Origin of the sequence: uncultured Microbulbifer sp., assembly GCF_947504145.1 — a bacterium.
Taxonomy (GTDB): domain Bacteria; phylum Pseudomonadota; class Gammaproteobacteria; order Pseudomonadales; family Cellvibrionaceae; genus Microbulbifer.
Genome location: NZ_CANNGQ010000002.1, coordinates 866,646 through 883,127 on the forward strand (window position 1 = coordinate 866,646; position 16,482 = coordinate 883,127).

General features: G+C 56.1%; 14 protein-coding genes. 7 read left to right on the forward strand and 7 right to left on the reverse strand.

Features of this window, described 5'->3' with window-relative positions; genetic code table 11:
* Window positions 1–121: 121 nt before the first annotated feature.
* Window positions 122–3,262, forward strand: a complete 3,141-nt coding sequence (locus tag Q1A74_RS10255; RefSeq protein WP_299595390.1) for a TonB-dependent receptor — start codon at window positions 122–124, stop codon at window positions 3,260–3,262.
* A 194-nt stretch (window positions 3,263–3,456) separates the two neighbouring features.
* The gene (locus Q1A74_RS10260) at window positions 3,457–3,777 is read left to right on the forward strand and encodes a hypothetical protein (RefSeq protein WP_299595392.1); all 321 of its coding nucleotides are present in this window, start codon (window positions 3,457–3,459) and stop codon (window positions 3,775–3,777) included.
* Between the two features lie 69 nt (window positions 3,778–3,846).
* Here Q1A74_RS10260 and Q1A74_RS10265 read toward each other — a convergent pair whose 3' ends face one another.
* From Q1A74_RS10265 to Q1A74_RS10275, 3 genes are read right to left on the reverse strand one after another with little or no spacing between them, the layout of a single operon-like run.
* A complete protein-coding gene (locus Q1A74_RS10265; RefSeq protein WP_299595394.1) occupies window positions 3,847–4,728 on the reverse strand; it encodes an SMP-30/gluconolactonase/LRE family protein in 882 nt (293 codons plus the stop codon).
* 18 nt (window positions 4,729–4,746) lie between these two features.
* Entirely contained in the window at window positions 4,747–7,266 is a 2,520-nt protein-coding gene (locus Q1A74_RS10270) for a family 20 glycosylhydrolase (protein ID WP_299595396.1), read from the reverse strand.
* 24 nt (window positions 7,267–7,290) lie between these two features.
* Entirely contained in the window at window positions 7,291–8,505 is a 1,215-nt protein-coding gene (locus Q1A74_RS10275; protein ID WP_299595398.1) for an amino acid deaminase, read from the reverse strand.
* Window positions 8,506–8,707: 202 nt separating this feature from the next.
* Between Q1A74_RS10275 and Q1A74_RS10280 the strand changes: the two genes are divergently transcribed.
* The 4 genes from Q1A74_RS10280 to Q1A74_RS10295 all read left to right on the forward strand — a co-directional run bounded on the left by Q1A74_RS10280 (window position 8,708) and on the right by Q1A74_RS10295 (window position 13,002).
* Entirely contained in the window at window positions 8,708–9,574 is an 867-nt protein-coding gene (locus tag Q1A74_RS10280) for a MurR/RpiR family transcriptional regulator (protein ID WP_299595400.1), read from the forward strand.
* Between the two features lie 22 nt (window positions 9,575–9,596).
* Entirely contained in the window at window positions 9,597–11,036 is a 1,440-nt protein-coding gene (locus Q1A74_RS10285) for an amidohydrolase family protein (protein ID WP_299595402.1), read from the forward strand.
* 22 nt (window positions 11,037–11,058) lie between these two features.
* A complete protein-coding gene (locus Q1A74_RS10290) occupies window positions 11,059–11,454 on the forward strand; it encodes a RidA family protein (protein WP_299595404.1) in 396 nt (131 codons plus the stop codon).
* Between the two features lie 141 nt (window positions 11,455–11,595).
* Window positions 11,596–13,002, forward strand: coding sequence for a sodium:solute symporter family protein (locus tag Q1A74_RS10295; protein ID WP_299595406.1), 1,407 nt, complete (start codon window positions 11,596–11,598; stop codon window positions 13,000–13,002).
* Between the two features lie 89 nt (window positions 13,003–13,091).
* Here the strand turns inward: Q1A74_RS10295 and Q1A74_RS10300 are convergent, their stop codons facing one another.
* Both Q1A74_RS10300 and Q1A74_RS10305 read right to left on the reverse strand, forming a co-directional pair.
* Window positions 13,092–13,658 carry a BON domain-containing protein gene (locus tag Q1A74_RS10300; RefSeq protein ID WP_299595408.1) on the reverse strand — a complete coding sequence of 189 codons (567 nt, stop codon included), beginning with the start codon at window positions 13,656–13,658 and terminating at the stop codon, window positions 13,092–13,094.
* Between the two features lie 56 nt (window positions 13,659–13,714).
* On the reverse strand, window positions 13,715–14,215 hold the full coding sequence (locus tag Q1A74_RS10305) for a hypothetical protein (RefSeq protein ID WP_299595410.1): 501 nt from the start codon (window positions 14,213–14,215) through the stop codon (window positions 13,715–13,717).
* 170 nt (window positions 14,216–14,385) lie between these two features.
* On the opposite strand from Q1A74_RS10305, the gene Q1A74_RS10310 reads away from it, so the two are divergent.
* A complete protein-coding gene (locus Q1A74_RS10310; protein ID WP_299595412.1) occupies window positions 14,386–15,774 on the forward strand; it encodes a sigma-54-dependent Fis family transcriptional regulator in 1,389 nt (462 codons plus the stop codon).
* A 63-nt stretch (window positions 15,775–15,837) separates the two neighbouring features.
* On the opposite strand, the gene Q1A74_RS10315 is transcribed toward Q1A74_RS10310, so the two are convergent.
* Together Q1A74_RS10315 and Q1A74_RS10320 are read right to left on the reverse strand one after the other, a co-directional pair.
* Window positions 15,838–16,035 carry a hypothetical protein gene (locus tag Q1A74_RS10315; RefSeq protein WP_299595414.1) on the reverse strand — a complete coding sequence of 66 codons (198 nt, stop codon included), beginning with the start codon at window positions 16,033–16,035 and terminating at the stop codon, window positions 15,838–15,840.
* 90 nt (window positions 16,036–16,125) lie between these two features.
* Window positions 16,126–16,302 carry a DUF1328 domain-containing protein gene (locus tag Q1A74_RS10320; protein WP_299595416.1) on the reverse strand — a complete coding sequence of 59 codons (177 nt, stop codon included), beginning with the start codon at window positions 16,300–16,302 and terminating at the stop codon, window positions 16,126–16,128.
* Window positions 16,303–16,482 lie beyond the last annotated feature (180 nt).

Here is a 16,482-nt window from a genome sequence, read left to right on the forward strand (position 1 = left end):
TTCCTGGAGCGTCTTTTTCGCCACGGCTAGGCCTTATGCGGGGCTGTAGCCGGAGGCCAGATGGGCAACAAACGGCGCTGCGCTTTCCAATAAAAAAAACACACACCACCGAGGGTTTGCCATGACAAGGAAATTCAATAAGAAATTGCTCAGTGTCGCCGTATACGGTGCGATCGCCGGCCTTTTGCCCGGCAAGCTCGCCGCCCAGGAAGCAGAGCGAATCGACGATGCACTGGTAGAAGAGGTTGTGGTCTACGGTGATATGCGCAGCAACTTGCAGTCTGCTCAGGATCTGAAACGGGATGCAGACACCGTAAAAGATGTTATTACCGCGTCGGACATTGGCGCGCTGCCGGATAAGTCCGTGACCGAGGCGCTGCAACGGGTGTCCGGCGTAACGATCGAACGTTTCGCGGCTTCCGACGACCCCAACCACTACGCCGATGAGGGTACCGGTGTACTGGTGCGCGGCCTCGACCGTGTGCGCAGTGAGATCAACGGTCGCGATGCCTTCAGTGCCAACCCCTGGGGTGGTTTGAACTACGAAGATATCTCCCCGGAACTGCTGGGCGCGGTAGAAGTGGTGAAGAACCAGACCGCAGACCTGACCGCGGGCGGTATCGCCGGCACGGTGAACCTGATTACCCGCAAACCGCTGGACTCCGATGAACAGGTTCTCGCTTTCACCGCGAAAGCGAATTACGGCGATTTTCGTGAAGAGGCCACGCCGTCTTTTTCCGGACTGTTTTCCGATTCCTGGGAAACCGACATCGGTAAGATCGGCTTCCTGGTGGCAGGGTCCGGTTCCGAATACAAAACCCGCGGCGATGGCGTAGGGGTAGCCAACTACTATTCCCGCGGCGACGCGTTTATTGGCGTGGAGCAATGGGGTGCTTACGTCCGTCCAGCCGAGAACTCACCGCTGGAAGGCCCGGTGATTCCCGGCCAGGAACCCGGCAGTGTGGTGTATGCACCCGGCCAGTTCTCCCTGCGCACCGCGGAAAATGACCGCACCCGCGAAGGCTTTGCCACCTCTCTGCAATGGCAGAGTAACGATGAAAAGATCACCGCTACTCTGGAACACATCAATTCCAAAGCTGAACTGGAGTGGGAAGAGCGTGTGATCGGTACCCAAGGGCAGGGCTTCCATCCCACCACCTGGTTTGCCGCACATTGGTTGGAGGACGAAGCGCATCCCATCACCTTTGACGATGGTTATCTCACCAGCGGTATCATCCGCGCCGATGCTGAACTGCCAATGCTGGCCTCCTCCCGTTACAATCAGAATATCAACTCGGTGGAAGACACCTCCCTCAATGTCACCTTCCGGCCGACGGATCGCATGACGGTATCTCTGGATTACCAGCGCGTCGAATCCGAGGAGATCGTGCACAACTACGGGATCAACGCCCGTGTTGCCCCGGGCTCCAATGCATCGGACGTATTCCTGGACTTGAGAGGTTCACTACCCACCGTCGAGTTCCTGAACCCCACCTGGAACAATCCGGGTTACTGGTCAAACTGGGCCGGTGAAAACCAGACCCACTACATTGCCACCGCGCTGGACCACGAGGTCAACTCCGACGCCGAGGGCGACAGCTTCCGCCTTGATCTCGATTACGAGCTGGATGGCCTGTTCAATAAAATTCACACCGGCATGTACTACTCCGATAAAGAGTTGACCATGCGCAACACCGAGTATGCCAACTGGGGCTTTGTGAATGAAGGCTGGGTGAAAACTCAGGTGGATAAAGCCGGGCCAGACGTCGCACCGGAAGCCTGGGAAACCGTCGACTTCAGCGATTTTTACGGCGGTCAGGTGCTGCAGGGTGATATCACCAGTAACTTCTATTTCCCACGCATGAGCCTGGTGCGGAATTTCAGTGAAGCTATGCGCAGTGGCTGCGGCACCTGGAACAATGCGCCCTTCGGCTCCGCCGGGCAGCCCAATGCGGAGTGTTACTCTGGCTCCATGGATCTTGCCGACCGCGTCAATGGGCCGTTCGCCGCCCACGATATTTCCAACACCGGGGAAGAGCGCCTTGAGGCATATATCCGCGCTGATTTTGCTATAGATGACAGCGTTGTCCCGGTGCGCGGTAATGTGGGCTTGCGCTATGTCAGCTACCAGCTGGATTCCGACGGCTATGTGGTACTGCCCCCGGCCATTTCCGGCAGTGACAGCCTGGTCAGCGTGTTCCAGGAAACCTATCCCGACCTCTACGCATTTGCCGATGGCACCGGCTCTGTGCAGAGCGTTGAGGGCACCGATTACGATACCGTACTCCCCAGCCTGAACCTGGTGTTCAACCTGTCTGACGATGTGTTGTTGCGCTTCGGTGCCTCCCGCGGACTGTATTTCCCGACATTGGATCAGGCCCGCAGCACAAAAACTCTCGGCATCAGCTACACCGCGGTACGTGAGAACCCGGGTTCCAGCGATACCGACGACACCACCAACCCGGTGGTCGGCGTGACCGACGTCAACCTGTTCGGTACCTCGCTGAACCCGAACCTGGAACCGGAAAAAGCCGACAACTTCGATCTGACAACGGAGTGGTATTTCTCCGACGCAGGCTCGGTGTCCATGGGGCTGTTCTATAAGAAAATGCACGACATTATCCGCAATCGCAGTTTCGTCGAAACCGTGACCAACCCGGACAATGGCATTGCTCAGGAATTCAGCTTGACCGGCCCGGCGAATACCGGCTCCGGTTCCATTCAAGGTGTTGAGTTGTCGTACTCGCAATTCTACGACTTCCTGCCCGGCGCTCTGAGCGGCCTGGGTATGCAGCTCAACTACACCTACATTGATCAGAATGGCTTGGCTGACCCAGAGAGTGGTTTAGGCGCGCAGCGATTTACTGCAGACGGGCAGCCCATCAGTGATCAGCGCGATACTTTCCGCAACTTCGCAGGGTTACCGCTTGAAGGGTATTCGGATCAGAACTACAACATCGTGGGCATGTACGAATACGACGATTTCTCCATGCGTCTTGCCTACACTTGGCGCTCGGATTACCTGGTTACCCGCCGCGATTCCAATGAGTTTGCTCCTATCTACACGGAAGCTGCGGGTATGATGGATGCGAGCTTGTTCTACTCTCTGAGCGATAACTGGAGAGTGGGCTTGGAGATCGGCAACCTACTGGATCTTGAAACCAAGACCCTGGCGCAGGTGAGTGAAGATGGCACCACTAAGGAGTCTCTGAGCTTCAAGACCGACCGTCGTTATGGCCTGACGATCAGTGGTAACTTCTGATCACTCGCTGATTCGACATAGTTGTCATAAAAATTGAAGGGTGTGTCACGAAAGTGGCACGCCTTTTTTTTGGGTTTCGTTTTTAGTTGCGCCATTTAGGTGGTGTTCATATTAGCTGCTATATAGTATTTACTTTTGAATAATCTGTTCGATACACGCTCGTTCATCGCTACGAAAACAGGGAGCTTCGAAGTATGCGAAACCTTCAAATCATACTGTTCGGTGTATTTCTGGCCACAGCGTTTGCTGCGCAGGCCAATTCCTTCAGGTTGCCCAACGGAAAGCTTATCCAGGAGGGAAAGAGCAAGCAGGAAGTGATCTATATTGCAGGTGCGCCACTGTATTCGGAACTGGAAACGATTGCTGTAGATGACGGGAGCGGTGGGACCCCAAAAAAGCGCGAAATTTTAACCTATCGCCTGCCAAGTTCTCTCGGTGGTATGTCTTTGGTGGTAGTCACTATAGAAAACAATGAAGTTGTTGCGGTGGAATCCAAGCAGGAAAGCAGGATGTAACCACTGAGTGAGCCTGGCAGGATTACCCTGCGCTACGGCTCCTCAGTTTTTCGTATATTTTTAATGCAGTCAGCGTGGGATAGCGAAATATTCAATAGCACCGCGCTGCTGCATGGTCACGTAGCCGGTACTGCCATCGGCACTCAGTGCGATATTGGTCGGGTGTTGCCCTTTCAGGCGGATCGTCGCAAGAACATCACCTGCCGGGGAAACCTTGAGTACGGTGCCGGCACCATAGCGGGTGATGTACAGGCTGCCTTCTGCATCTGTTTGCATTCCGTCCAGTCCAAAATCATCAAACGCGATCAGTAGTTTCTTGTTGGCAACATCGCCATTTTGCAGAACATCGTAAACCCACACCCGGCGCTGTACACTTTCGTTCAGATACAGCTTTTTACCACCCGGACTCAGCTCGATACCATTGGTGGTGCCCATGTCCTTTTCCAGTAGCGTAAATTCACCGTCTGGTGAGATACGCCACAACTGACCACTGTTGTTCGCCCAGTCCGGATCGCTGGCATAAATGGTGCCGTTACCCGCAATGGTAATATCGTTCGGCTGGTGCATCTGCGGGTTGTGGAACTTGTGCTGGATTTCTCTACTGGCCGGATCGATTTTCAGCACATTGTGGCCGGTGTAGTCGGCTACATACAGAAAGCCGTCGTGAAAGCGCAGGCTGTTGCCAATACTGCCTTCCGGTAGCGCCAGCCAAACCGCACCGGTGTTTTTTGCGCTGATACGCCCGATGGTGCCTTGGTTTTCGAAATTCACCGCATACAGGCTGCCGTCCGCGCCAACCACCGGTCCCTCCACACCACTGGTGAAACTGCCGTCTGGCATCCAGTCGGTGCTGGCTAATGTTGGGAGCGGTTCGTTGTTGGTCTTGGTGTCAGCCGCGGCGCTTGCGGCAATGGCCAGTGCCAGCAGGGAGGTCGTTAGAATCTTAACCATGTTGTTAATGTTATCCGATTACTTTTGTTGGTTCTTTGTTAAAGCGTATGGCAGCTGGTCCAGCAGCCGCTCGAGAACGTAGGCCGCGGGCAGTGTCACTTCCGCGTGTATTCCTTTAAGCGCTTCCAGTTGCCTGCGGATATGCTTTTCCTCATTTCCTGAGAAGGTTTGTTGATTCTGGTAGCGATCGGTAATCAGCACGGCCAGTTCCAGCTGCTGTTGAACTTTGTCGGCAAGCTGCTGAACTTCAGCGGGCAGTTGGCCTTTTTTAGCCAGTAGAGCATCGGCGGCAACGCCCGCGCGCTGTATGGTTTCGAGGCCGCTCCGCAAGCGTGTGCGGGTGAAGTCCGAATCGGGATTTTCCGGTACGTTATCAAGCAGCTGGCGGAAACCTCGCAGGGCAATGCTTTCCACCGGCAGGCTGTCGGCAAAGCGGTGCAGGGAGTCCCGGCGGGAATAGGTTTCGTTGACAGATTTCTCGTGGTGGCGGTGGTAGTAGTGGGCGGGCTCCAGTACCGCTGAAAATGCCAACGCCTCTGCCTGCAGGTCTTTCGGGAACAGTTTTGCCAGTGCATCCGTCTGCTGGGTTTTGTGCTGAAGCCCCAGCGCAACTTCCGCCCACCGATTGATTCCGCTCAGCCGTTGATAGAGAAAATCCTCATTCTTCATCTCCTTACCCGACCAGAGGCGTTCCGCGACTGCAAAGGTGCGGGGCCATAGGCGCAGGTCGATACTGTGTTCGTCGACCATTTCCGCCCAGAGTGCCGCTTCACCACCGAGGATTTTATTTTTCTGCGCATCATTGAGCGCTACTGCGCCGGCAGAGAAAGAAGGGACTTTACTCTCCTGGCTACTGCTGGCGATCCGTTCACCCGTTGGGTGATAGGGTGCATTACCCACAATAAAGTCACCTCTCAGTGTTTCTTCTTGCAGATTTACACGCGCGCGCAGCGGGCCCATCCAGGTGTCCAGTCTGAAATAGGTGTAGGGGCCGGTACGCCTGACTTGATGTAATGCCGCGGGCTTTTTGCCATTGAACGCCATCACCCCGCGAAGCTGTCCGCTAGAGGATTCCACAACGGTAAATGTGCCTGTCACCGCGCTACCCCGTTTACGCGGAGCTTCAAACTGCCAGGTCTGCCACTTTTCCCCCGGTTGAATGGCATCGAACTCCAGTGGTGTGGGAGTGATGCTGTTGCGGTAGTGGTAGCTGGTGTACTGGGGCTGATCCACATAGAACCCTGTGGACAGAATACCGTAGTACCCGGCGCGGGCGATCTCGCCCAGCGCATCCGGGCCGCGCCAGGATTGTACCGCGGCAGTCGGAGCCAGATTCGGGTGCAGGGTTTCATCCCAGCCGATCATCTTGCGGTCGAGTCCGTTCAGAATGTCTGCCAGCTGGCGGTTGAAATAATTGTGCAGCGCATGGCTGTCGGCAAGGTCGTGCTTCTGCATGTAGCGCTGAATTTGCACGCTCTGTTCCCAGTGCTCGGGGTCCACCTCGTCCCCACCAATATGCACATACTCGAACGGAAACAGCTCGGCGACCTCCCCGAGAATTTTTTCAGCAAAGGTGTACACCGCCGGGTTGGCGGGATTGAGCAGCGGTTTGTGCACGCCCCAGCGGTCTTCCGGCTGATAGGGGCCGGGCGCAGACATCAATTCCGGATAGGCGACCGCAATGGCGCTGGCGTGGCCGGGCATATCAATTTCCGGTACTACAACGATGCCGCGCTCGGCGGCGTAGGCGACAATTTCCCGCACCTGTTCCCGGGTATAGAAGTTGCCGCCGGGCGCTGACTGGTGAAGTTTCGGATAGGCGCGACTTTCCAATCGCCAGCCCTGGTCGTCGGTCAGGTGCCAGTGGAAAACATTCAGCTTGGCCGCCGCCATGCCGTCCAGCTGGCGTTTGATGGTATCGACGGAAAGGAAGTGGCGCGAGGAGTCCAGCAGTACTCCGCGCCAGCGGAATCGCGGGTAATCGACAATCTCGAGGGCCGGCAAGCTAATGCCATTTGGGCCTGATGCTTTGTGCCCGACGCCGCCCAATTGCGAGAGCGTTTGCAGGCCGTGTAGCAGTCCAGTGTCGCTGTGGGCACTCAGTCGCGCTTTAGCTGTTTCAATGCGCAAGCGGTAAAACTCGCGGTTGACGGCGAGTGCCGCCAGCGTGTTTTCATCAATACGTTTCGGTTTGCTTTCAAAGGCAATTTCGATCCGTCCCGCCGTGCCACTGTCCGCGATTTTTTTGCAGTCGACGGCAGCCTGCAGCGCGATATCGCGCTGGCGCTGCAGCCGCGCGCGGAAACGCTCGGTGGCTGCGATCAGTTTGGGCGAGGCTGCGTGTGCAAAGCACAGCTGGCTGTTGGCATCCAGTTGCATCGGATCGGCGGAAATCGGCTGGATCTGGCGGGGGTAGGGCATCAATGGTGTGGGTAGCCTGACTTCCCCGCGGCCCGTGGATTCAGCGCTACCAATTGGTGCGGCCATTACGAGAGCCAGACCTGTCAGTGCGCTGACATTGAATAACAGATTTCCCATATCTTTTTATTCTTATTGTGATGATTAAAAGCAGGTTTCCGCAGTTTCCTGCAGGTTGTAATCATCGTCGATGATCAGTACCTGGCGCCACTTGTCGAACGTGAGGCAGGGGTGCGAGGTGGAGAGCGCGAGTACATCGCCTACCTGAAGATCGGCGTCCCGGGGAATCTGCAGCATGGCGTGCTGGTCCATGATGTTGGTAAGCCGCCAGTCTTCCGTGATTGTACGTGGGGTGGTGTCCCGGCCCGGGCGAAAGTGCAATTCCGGTCGCGGCAATCCCGCGTCATAAGCGGCGTCGCGCTTGCCGAAATTTAGAATCGCCATGCCCGGTTCCGGCAACGATTGCACATAGGCCCAGACTTCCAGGCTCGATTGCAAATCCCCGGTTGGGCAGCAGTGGCCGTGCAGCCGCGCCATCACTGCAGCCTGTGCCTCCTCATAAATGCCCCGGTCGTGGGTGAGGTAACAGCCAGGGCGCAGTACCGGCAGGATGCGCGGCGCCTTGTGATCGGTAAATACCTCGGCAACCAGATCGTACCAGGCGGAACCCGCCCCGCTCAGAAGGACCGTTTCAGTGGCAAACTCTCCTCGCTCGAGCAGTGACAGGCAGGTATCGCGCACCATTTTCAGGTGCTCGGTCACTCGCGCCTCAGCGCCAGTTCCATGGATGAGTCCCTCGTAGGTTTCCACTCCCGCCAGCTGCAACTGGGGCCAGCGCTTAAGCTCTTCGCACAGTGCATTCACTTCTTCGGCATTGCGGCAGCCGGTGCGCCCCCCGGGCACGCCGACTTCTATCAGTACTTTCAGTGGCTGGTTGTTAGCGCCAAAAAATTCACCCAGCTGGCGGATGTTGGCCGTGGAGTCCACCAGGCAATAGAAATCCAGCTGTGGGTAATCCCGAAGTAAGTCACCTGTCAGCTGCATATTTGCCCGGCCCACCAGCTGGTTGGCCATCAGTATCCGGGTTGCCCCTGCTTCCGCCGCCACCCTTGCTTGTTGCGGGTTGGCAAGTGTCATCCCCCAGGCGCCCGCGGCCAGCTGCAGTCGGAATAGCGCGGGTGTCATGGTGGTTTTGCCGTGAGGGGCGAGCTTTACCCCGCGCTGCTCGGCAAAGGTCTGCATCCACTGCAGGTTGTGCTCAAGGCGCGAGCGGTAAATGACCGCGGCCGGCAGCGGGATTTGTTCGCGCAGCAGGTTGGCGGCCGGGGAGGATTGCGGGTTCGTGGGCGCGGCGCTCATAGGGCCAACTCCGTCTCAAAACGATAACAACGATATGGTAGAAAGTATCACATATTTAAATGCAGTATTGAAAGTAACAAACACGATACCTATACTGCATCGACTTGAGTAACATCCTTATCCGCTTTCTAGTGGGCCCGGTACAGACCTGTGTAAGGATCGTGCACCGCCCCATGAACACCAGGAAAACAGGAACCCTGCCGTGAGTCACGAACCGGATATTGTTACCAAAATCAACGCCCATTATGGCCAATTGCGCGATGCGGAGCAGAAGATTGCCCGCCTGGCGATGGACGACATCAGCTTTGCCGCCCACGCCAGCATCAGTGAGCTGGCGGCAAAGGCCGGTGTGAGTGAGGCCACTATCACCCGCTTCGCAAAAGCGGTGGGGTGTAAAAATGTTCGCGATCTGAAAATGCGCCTGGCACAGGCGCTGGCAGTCGGGCAGCGGTTTTATACCGAGGTGAAAGCGGAGCCCGGTGCCAATTATGGCGTCTACGACGAAATCAAGGCAGCGCTGGATCATAACGCGCGCCTGATTACCGAAGAGGTGATCGAACCGGCGGTTGCGGCGCTGGCAAAGGCGCGACAGGTACTGATTTTTGGTGTGGGCGGTGGCTCCACGGTACTGGCGCAGGAGTGTCAGCACCGGTTTTTCCGCCTCGGGTTTCCGGCCACGTCCTATTCGGACCCGATGCTGATGCGTATGGCGGCGTCCACCATCGACAGTAACGACGTGGTGCTGTGCCTCTCCATGGGCGGTTACAGCCCGGATGTGCAGGAAGCCGCGGAAATTGCGCGGGAGTATGGCGCAACCACCCTGGGAGTTACGGTGGCGGGCTCACCGCTGGCAAACATCGTGCACTACCTGGTGCCGATGGAACCGTTGGAGACCGATTATATTTTCAAACCCAGCGCGGCGCGCTACGTCATGCTGGCAGCGATCGATGTACTGGCCACGGAGCTGGCCGTTAAACAAAAACGTAAAAGCCGCGAAGCACTGCGGCGTATAAAGCACACTCTGGACAGTCACAAACACGGCGAGGACCGCCTGCCGCTGGGGGACTGAAGAGAGGGCTACAGGATATGGAATGACGTACGATACGGTGATTCGCAAGGGCTCGGTTGTAGATGGCAGCGGAGCCGCCATGTTTACCGCCGACATCGCTCTTTCTGAAGGCCGTATCCAGCGCATTGCCGAACCCGGAACCATCCGTGGACCGGCGCGAGAAATTATCGAAGCCGAAGGGCTCTGCCTGACGCCCGGTTTTATCGACGTCCACACCCACGACGACCTGGAAGCCATCCACAACCCCCTGGTACCTGCAAAAATCACCCAGGGCGTGACCACTGTCATCGTCGGGAACTGCGGTATCAGTGCCAGTCCCGTTACTCTTCAAGGCGACCCGCCGGATCCTCTCAACCTGCTGGGGGATCGTAGGCGTTTTTGTTACCCACAATTTTCCGATTACGCCCGCGCCGTGCAGCAAGCGCGCCCCAACGTCAATGTGGCTGCACTGGTGGGGCATACCTCCCTGCGCAATAACCACATGGACGATCTGCAGCGCACCGCCACAAATTCCGAGCTCACGGCAATGCGTGCGCAATTGCGCGATGCCCTGCAGCAGGGCGCCATCGGCCTCAGCTCCGGACTCGCTTACGGCAGCGCCAAATGCGCAGATACCGCCGAAGTACTGGAAATGGTTGCGGAGCTTTCTGAGCAGGGTGGGGTATACACCACACATCTGCGCACCGAATTCGACAAGATACTGGAAGCCCTGGACGAAGCCCTGATGACCGCCGGCGAGCACCGGGTTCCACTGATCGTCTCACATCTCAAATGTGCCGGGCGGGGTAACTGGGGCCGCAGCGGCGAAGTACTGAACGCGCTTGACGCCGCAGTACACAAGCAGAAAGTTGCCTGTGATTGTTACCCCTATACCGCCAGCTCCAGCACTCTGGATCTGGCCCAGGTTACCGACGACATTGAAATATTTGTGACCTGGTCTGAACCCTATCCGGATCAGGGTGGCCGCTCCCTCGGAGATATCGCGCAGGATTGGAACCTTTCGCGCCTGCAAGCCGCGCAAAAGCTGCAACCCGCCGGTGCCGTGTATCACTGTATGAGTGATGACGATGTACAGAATATTCTCCGGCATCCTCTCACCATGGTCGGCTCAGACGGCCTGCCCAACGATCCGCACCCACACCCGAGACTGTGGGGTGCCTTCCCGCGCGTACTGGCCCACTACGGCCGCGACCTGAAACTATTCGATTTGGAAACCGCGGTGCACAAGATGAGCGGTCTATCTGCCGGCAACTTCGGTTTGCGCGAGCGGGGTTTGATTCGCGAGGGGTATGCCGCGGATCTGGTATTGATGAATTACATCGAGCTGGAATCCGTTGCCAGTTTTTCAAATCCACAGGCGCCCGCGCAAGGAATTCATCAGGTATGGGTGAATGGAATCTGTGCATATTCTGATGGCGTGGTACGGGATAGCCGTAGCGGAAGTTTTCTCTTCCGCCAATGAACTCAAAACGTAGGAAACCAAAATGATCCAGAGATTTGGCGCCGAGGGTGGAACCGGCACTGGCGGGCAGCATCTTCCGTTTTCCAGCGCAGTGGAAGCCGGTGGCTTTCTGTATGTTTCCGGTCAGACCCCGATGCGAGATGGCGAAGTGGTGGAGGGTGGTATCGTGCAACAGTCACAACTGGCCATCGATAACTGCTTTGCCATCATGGACCGAGCCGGCTACAGCGCGGCAGATGTGGTGCACGTAACCGTAATTCTCACCGATGCGAGATACTTTCAGTCCTTCAACAAAGTCTTCAAAGAAAACTTCGGCGAAAACCCGCCCGCGCGTATCTGCTCGGTATGCGACCTGGTGGTGGACTGTAAAGTAGAAGTTGGCGTAGTGTGCTATAAGTCTCCGCAGGGCGCGTCCTGAAGCACACACCTGCTGCGCTTTACCTTTAGGAAAGGTGGCCACGCCGGCATTGAAACACGTCGGCACCGAAAGTAGCCGCTACGGCGACAGCACGAATAAAATAACCCAATAATTCGCGTTCGATAAAAATAATTTCCCACAATGAATGCCAGTATTTTCCTGGGGTCTTTCGGCCTCTATATCGTATTCCTGATTGCCGTTGGCTGGTTTGTCTCCCGGCGCACCACCGGTGAGGACGACTTCCTGCTCGCCGGTCGCAGCCTGCCGATCTTTCTAACCATCGGCACCACCGTTGCCACCATGGTCGGTACCGGCTCCTCTATGGGCGCAGTGGGTTTTGGCTACGCCAATGGCTGGGCTGGGGCCCTGTACGGAATTGGCGGCGCGGTGGGAATCCTGCTGCTCGGTCTCTTGTTTGCCCCTGCGCGCGCGCAAGGTTTTGCCACCATGAGTGAAGAGCTGGCCTCCTATGTGGGTAATCACCCGCTGGTAAAGAAGGTGGTTGCGGTATTGATTCTGGTGGCCTGTCTGGGTTGGCTCGGTGCGCACATTCTGGGTGGTAGTCTGTACCTCGCTTGGATTACCGGTATCGACCTGCAGCTCGCGAAATTTCTGGTTGCCGCAGGCTTTGGTATCTTTGTGATTGTGGGCGGTTACCACGCAGTAGTCTGGACCGACACACTGCAAGCACTGGTGCTATTTATCGGTTTCCTGCTGATGGCGGTGTTTGCGGTGCATACCGTGGGTGGCTGGGAAGTGATTAAAGAATCCCAGCAGACAGTCGAGCGCGCGCAGCCCATGGGATTCCTGCCGGCGCTTTCGCTGGCTTCCGTCATCGCCATTGGCGTTCTGGCTACGCCATCTTTCCGCCAGCGTATTTACTCCGCGCGCAGCGTCAGTTCCGTACGCAAGTCGTTTTATATTTCCGGTGGCCTTTATCTGTTCTTTTCTCTAGTGCCAGCAATTATCGGTATCTGTGCGTTTGTGCTGAATCCCGCGCTGGAAAATCGCAATTTCGCCTTTCCGTATCTCGCGATCGAAGTACTTCCGCTGGGGGTTGGCGTGCTGGTGTTACTGGCGGGCTTGTCGGCCACTATGTCCAGCGCCAGCTCCGATGCCATTGCTGGTGTCTCCGTGCTGGTGCGCGACTTGAAGAAAAAAACGCAGTCGGACGAAAAGAGCGATGGATTGAAACAATCCCGCATTGGATTGCTCGTGGTAATCGGCATCGCGCTCGCGATGGCGATGATGTCCGACGATCTGATCGGCTATATCAGCAAAATGATTTCCACGGTAATGGCCGGGCTGTTTGCCTGTGGGTTGCTGGGGCGCTTCTGGCCGCGATACAACTGGCAGGGCGCACTGGCCTCATTGCTGGCTGGCTCGCTTACCTCTTTGCTTGTGATGGCCACCGTCAATGGATTCTGGGGTAACCCGATTATTCCCTCTGTTGCTGCGGCCTTGGTGTGTGGGGTGCTGGTCAGCCGCTTGAGTGCACGGATTGACAAACCCACAGACGACATGGCGTCCGCACCTTCTAGCAAATAAAAAAGGGCCGGCGGGGAGCCGGCCAAGGGATGGATGTAGCTTGTGAGGCTAGCTTGGTGGAGCTAAAAGCCTTTAGGTTAGGGGGCTGGTTACCCAGAAACTTTCAGTTTGTTCTGCACTTTTTCAACATCATTGGTGTTGCGCGCAATAGCTTCCGCGAGATCTTTTTCCGCGTCGGACTCTACAAAGCCGCGAAGAATGATGGTGCCATTCTTCGAGGCGACATCAATATCGGTCCCAGCGACTTCCCGGTCCATCAACAAGCGCGTTTTTACAACGGTCGCGATTTTCGTATCGACATACTTCCGGTTGATCTTTTCGCCAATGGGTTCTTCATTGGCAATCGTCAATTTATTCTGGACACTTTTTACACCGTCCACACTGGCGATCAGTTCTTCGGCAAGGCGTCGGTCAACATTACTTTCTACTTCACCGGTCAGCTGTACTACACCATCTGACACATCCGTATTAATCGTAAAGTTGTTGAGGTTCTCATTCAGCAACAAGATGGTTTCTGCTTTTCCGTCAAGCCAGGCATCGCTCATTGCGCCATTTTTGGCATCGTCCGCTGCGTATGTTGTTGCCGATAGGGTAAGCACAGTACCGGCGATAATGGACACCAGAGCGGATTTGGAAAAGTGAGAATGACGTTGCATGTTTACAGTCCTTTTTTGCCTTAGACACCAGGGAGGTTGCAACCGCCGTGCCAAAATTATTTCTGGTGGCTTTCTCGCTTTATCAGTGTGCTCATTCGGTCGATCGTAACTTGTAGCATGGCGGTCTGCGCGGAGATGGCAATTTTCAGTGGCGCGTCGTCCAGTTCTTCAAGCAGGCCAGTCTGCAAGCGCTTTTGCCGGTGCTCGGTGGCAACCACATAGTCGATCAGGTCCGGCCCTGGATATGGGGTCAATAGAGACAGCGACTGGTAACGCAGCGCGATCTCTGCCGCTTCCGAATCAGGGTTTCGGTTTTTCCCCTGTTGCCGTGGGTGCCCCTTACCCAGCTCTATGGAAAGTACATTTTTCAGGTTGCCGTGTAATTTTTTCAGGTTATGGAAACAATGGCGCAGAGGATAGTCCAATCGCAGGCAGAGCCGGGAACCGTAGAACCTGGTCGCGTACAGGCTGGCGTGGCGAATCTCCTCCAGTTTTTGGTGAATTCCGGATGAGAGCTGCGGCGGAACGTCGCGATTCATGGATTTTTGACTGGTCATCTTTACCTCCGGTTCACTTCCCGGTCGCTCAACGGCTGCTGAGAGTGCGGGAACATTCGCGTTTACATAGTGATACAATTCAATCTTTGTGCCAGTCAGTTTCAATCCTTGTGCCAGTCAGGCCGAGCGTTCTGGCGTTGATTACGAGTTGGCTATTGAAGGAACTGAGTATGAGTCGGAGTCGTGTATTTCTGAGAATCAAGGATTCCGTCATCCGGGAGCGAGTGCTCGACGAGCTAGTCAGTTCGCTTTCGGTGGATGATCTGAGCGATGATGAGGGGTGGTTGGAGTCACTGCTGACCCGCTCTTATGAATTCGCGGTGGTAGACACGGCAGGCTGCAGCAGTGACACCCTGCAGCCGCTGGCGCAGTCCCCGGTGCTGGCAGAGTGTGAGTACCTTTTCCTCAGCGACGGCACACCCAATGAGTCCCTGGACGCTGCCACCTCCCGTTCGGGGGGCTTCCACTTTCGCCAGCCATACACTGCTGAAGATATTTGTGAAGCCGTGGTCGAAGTTGCTGCGGAGCTGGACGTCGAGCAAGAAACCAAAGATGTTCCCGTAAGCAGCCAGCTGGACCAGTACGGTCTGCTGGTGGGCTCGTCTCGTCCCATGCGTAAACTGTACCGCACCTTGCGCAAGGTGGCGGCGTCCGACGCAAATGTGCTTGTGGTCGGTGAGAGCGGGGTCGGCAAGGAACTGGTTGCCAATACCCTGCATCAGGCCAGTGACCGGGCGCTCGCGCCCTTCGTGGCGGTCAACTGTGGCGCCCTGAGCCCCGAGCTGGTAGAGAGCGAACTGTTTGGTCATGTGAAAGGCGCGTTTACCGGTGCGCACAAATCACACGAGGGGCTTTTTGCCCAGGCGGAGGGGGGCACCCTGTTTCTCGACGAAGTGACGGAGATGTCACTGGAGCATCAGGTTAAATTGCTGCGCGTGTTGGAAACCGGGGAGTATCGCCCGCTGGGGGCCAGCCAGCTGCGCACCACCAATGTCCGGATTGTGTCTGCCACTAATCGGGAGCCCGAGGTTGCGGTCAGCGACGGCATCTTCCGTGAAGACTTGTATTTCCGCCTGGCCCAGTTTCCCGTGCGTGTCCCACCGCTGCGGGATCGGGAAGGCGACATTGTCGGTCTGGCGCAACATTTTCTGGTGTATCGCAACAGTGAAGAAGGTGCGTCCAAGGCGCTGAGTGCGGCTGCGGTCAAGCAGCTGCAAAGCCACCCTTGGCCCGGCAATGTGCGTGAACTCAAGTATTGTGTCGAGCGCGCCTTTATTCTTGCGGAAAGTGTGATCGAGCCCCAGCATATTATCCTCGGCGAAGTCGAGACGGGTGTAAGCGAGGGCAGTGCAATGTCCGGTGTGCCTGCCGGTATTCCCCTGGATGTACTGGAGCAGGCGGCGATTGAAGGTACGCTGGAACAGAATGACGGCAATAAAACGGAAACTGCCGAGCAGCTTGGGATCAGTGTGAAAACCCTGTACAACAAACTGGATAAATACGAAAAGGCGGCGACAGAGGAGGGGGATTTGTCGGAAGCCGATACGGCCAGTAAATAGGGAGTGCAATGCGCTCCCTATTTACTGGCGTACTACTGATTTCACTCTTGGCTGCAGCGCGGATTAGCAGTCAGTATCTTTGGCATTTGCCCCTTCCTTGACGTCCTCGCAAGCATCCTCGATCGCATTTCCAGTGTCGGTTATGGTGTCGTCGATGGTCTCACCAATGGACTCCGCGCTCTTCTCTTCACTGCATGCGGCGAGGCCCATAGCAGCGGTAATGGCTATCGCAAGATACATTGCTTTATTGAAAAATTTCATCGTTTTTCTCCTCGGTTGATGAACACGATTGTGGTGTTTGATTGTGGTATCAGACTGTGAAAGTTGAATGTGATAAATAAAGCGGTTCGGTTATGGCCTGGGTCCTCGGCCGCGAATCGCATTTACCAGCAGTGCGATTAGCCACAAGACGATAAAGATGAAGAAGATGATCTTGGCGATGCCGGCAGATGCACTGGCAATACCGGTAAATCCGAAAAATGCCGCAATCAGCGCAACAATGAGAAAGGCGATCGACCATCCGAGCATAATGCTGTCTCCCTGTACTGTATGAGTATCGTTGTGTGAATACGGTACTGTTCTGCGTGTTGATAGACTCTGTGTTGATAGATTTGTCGCAAACACCATGCCAAGCTTTTACAGGCCCCGTGAAACCTGGTCCTCGCGTAATTTAAGCGTCTTAACCAGAGGTTGGTCGGCTTCTCTGCC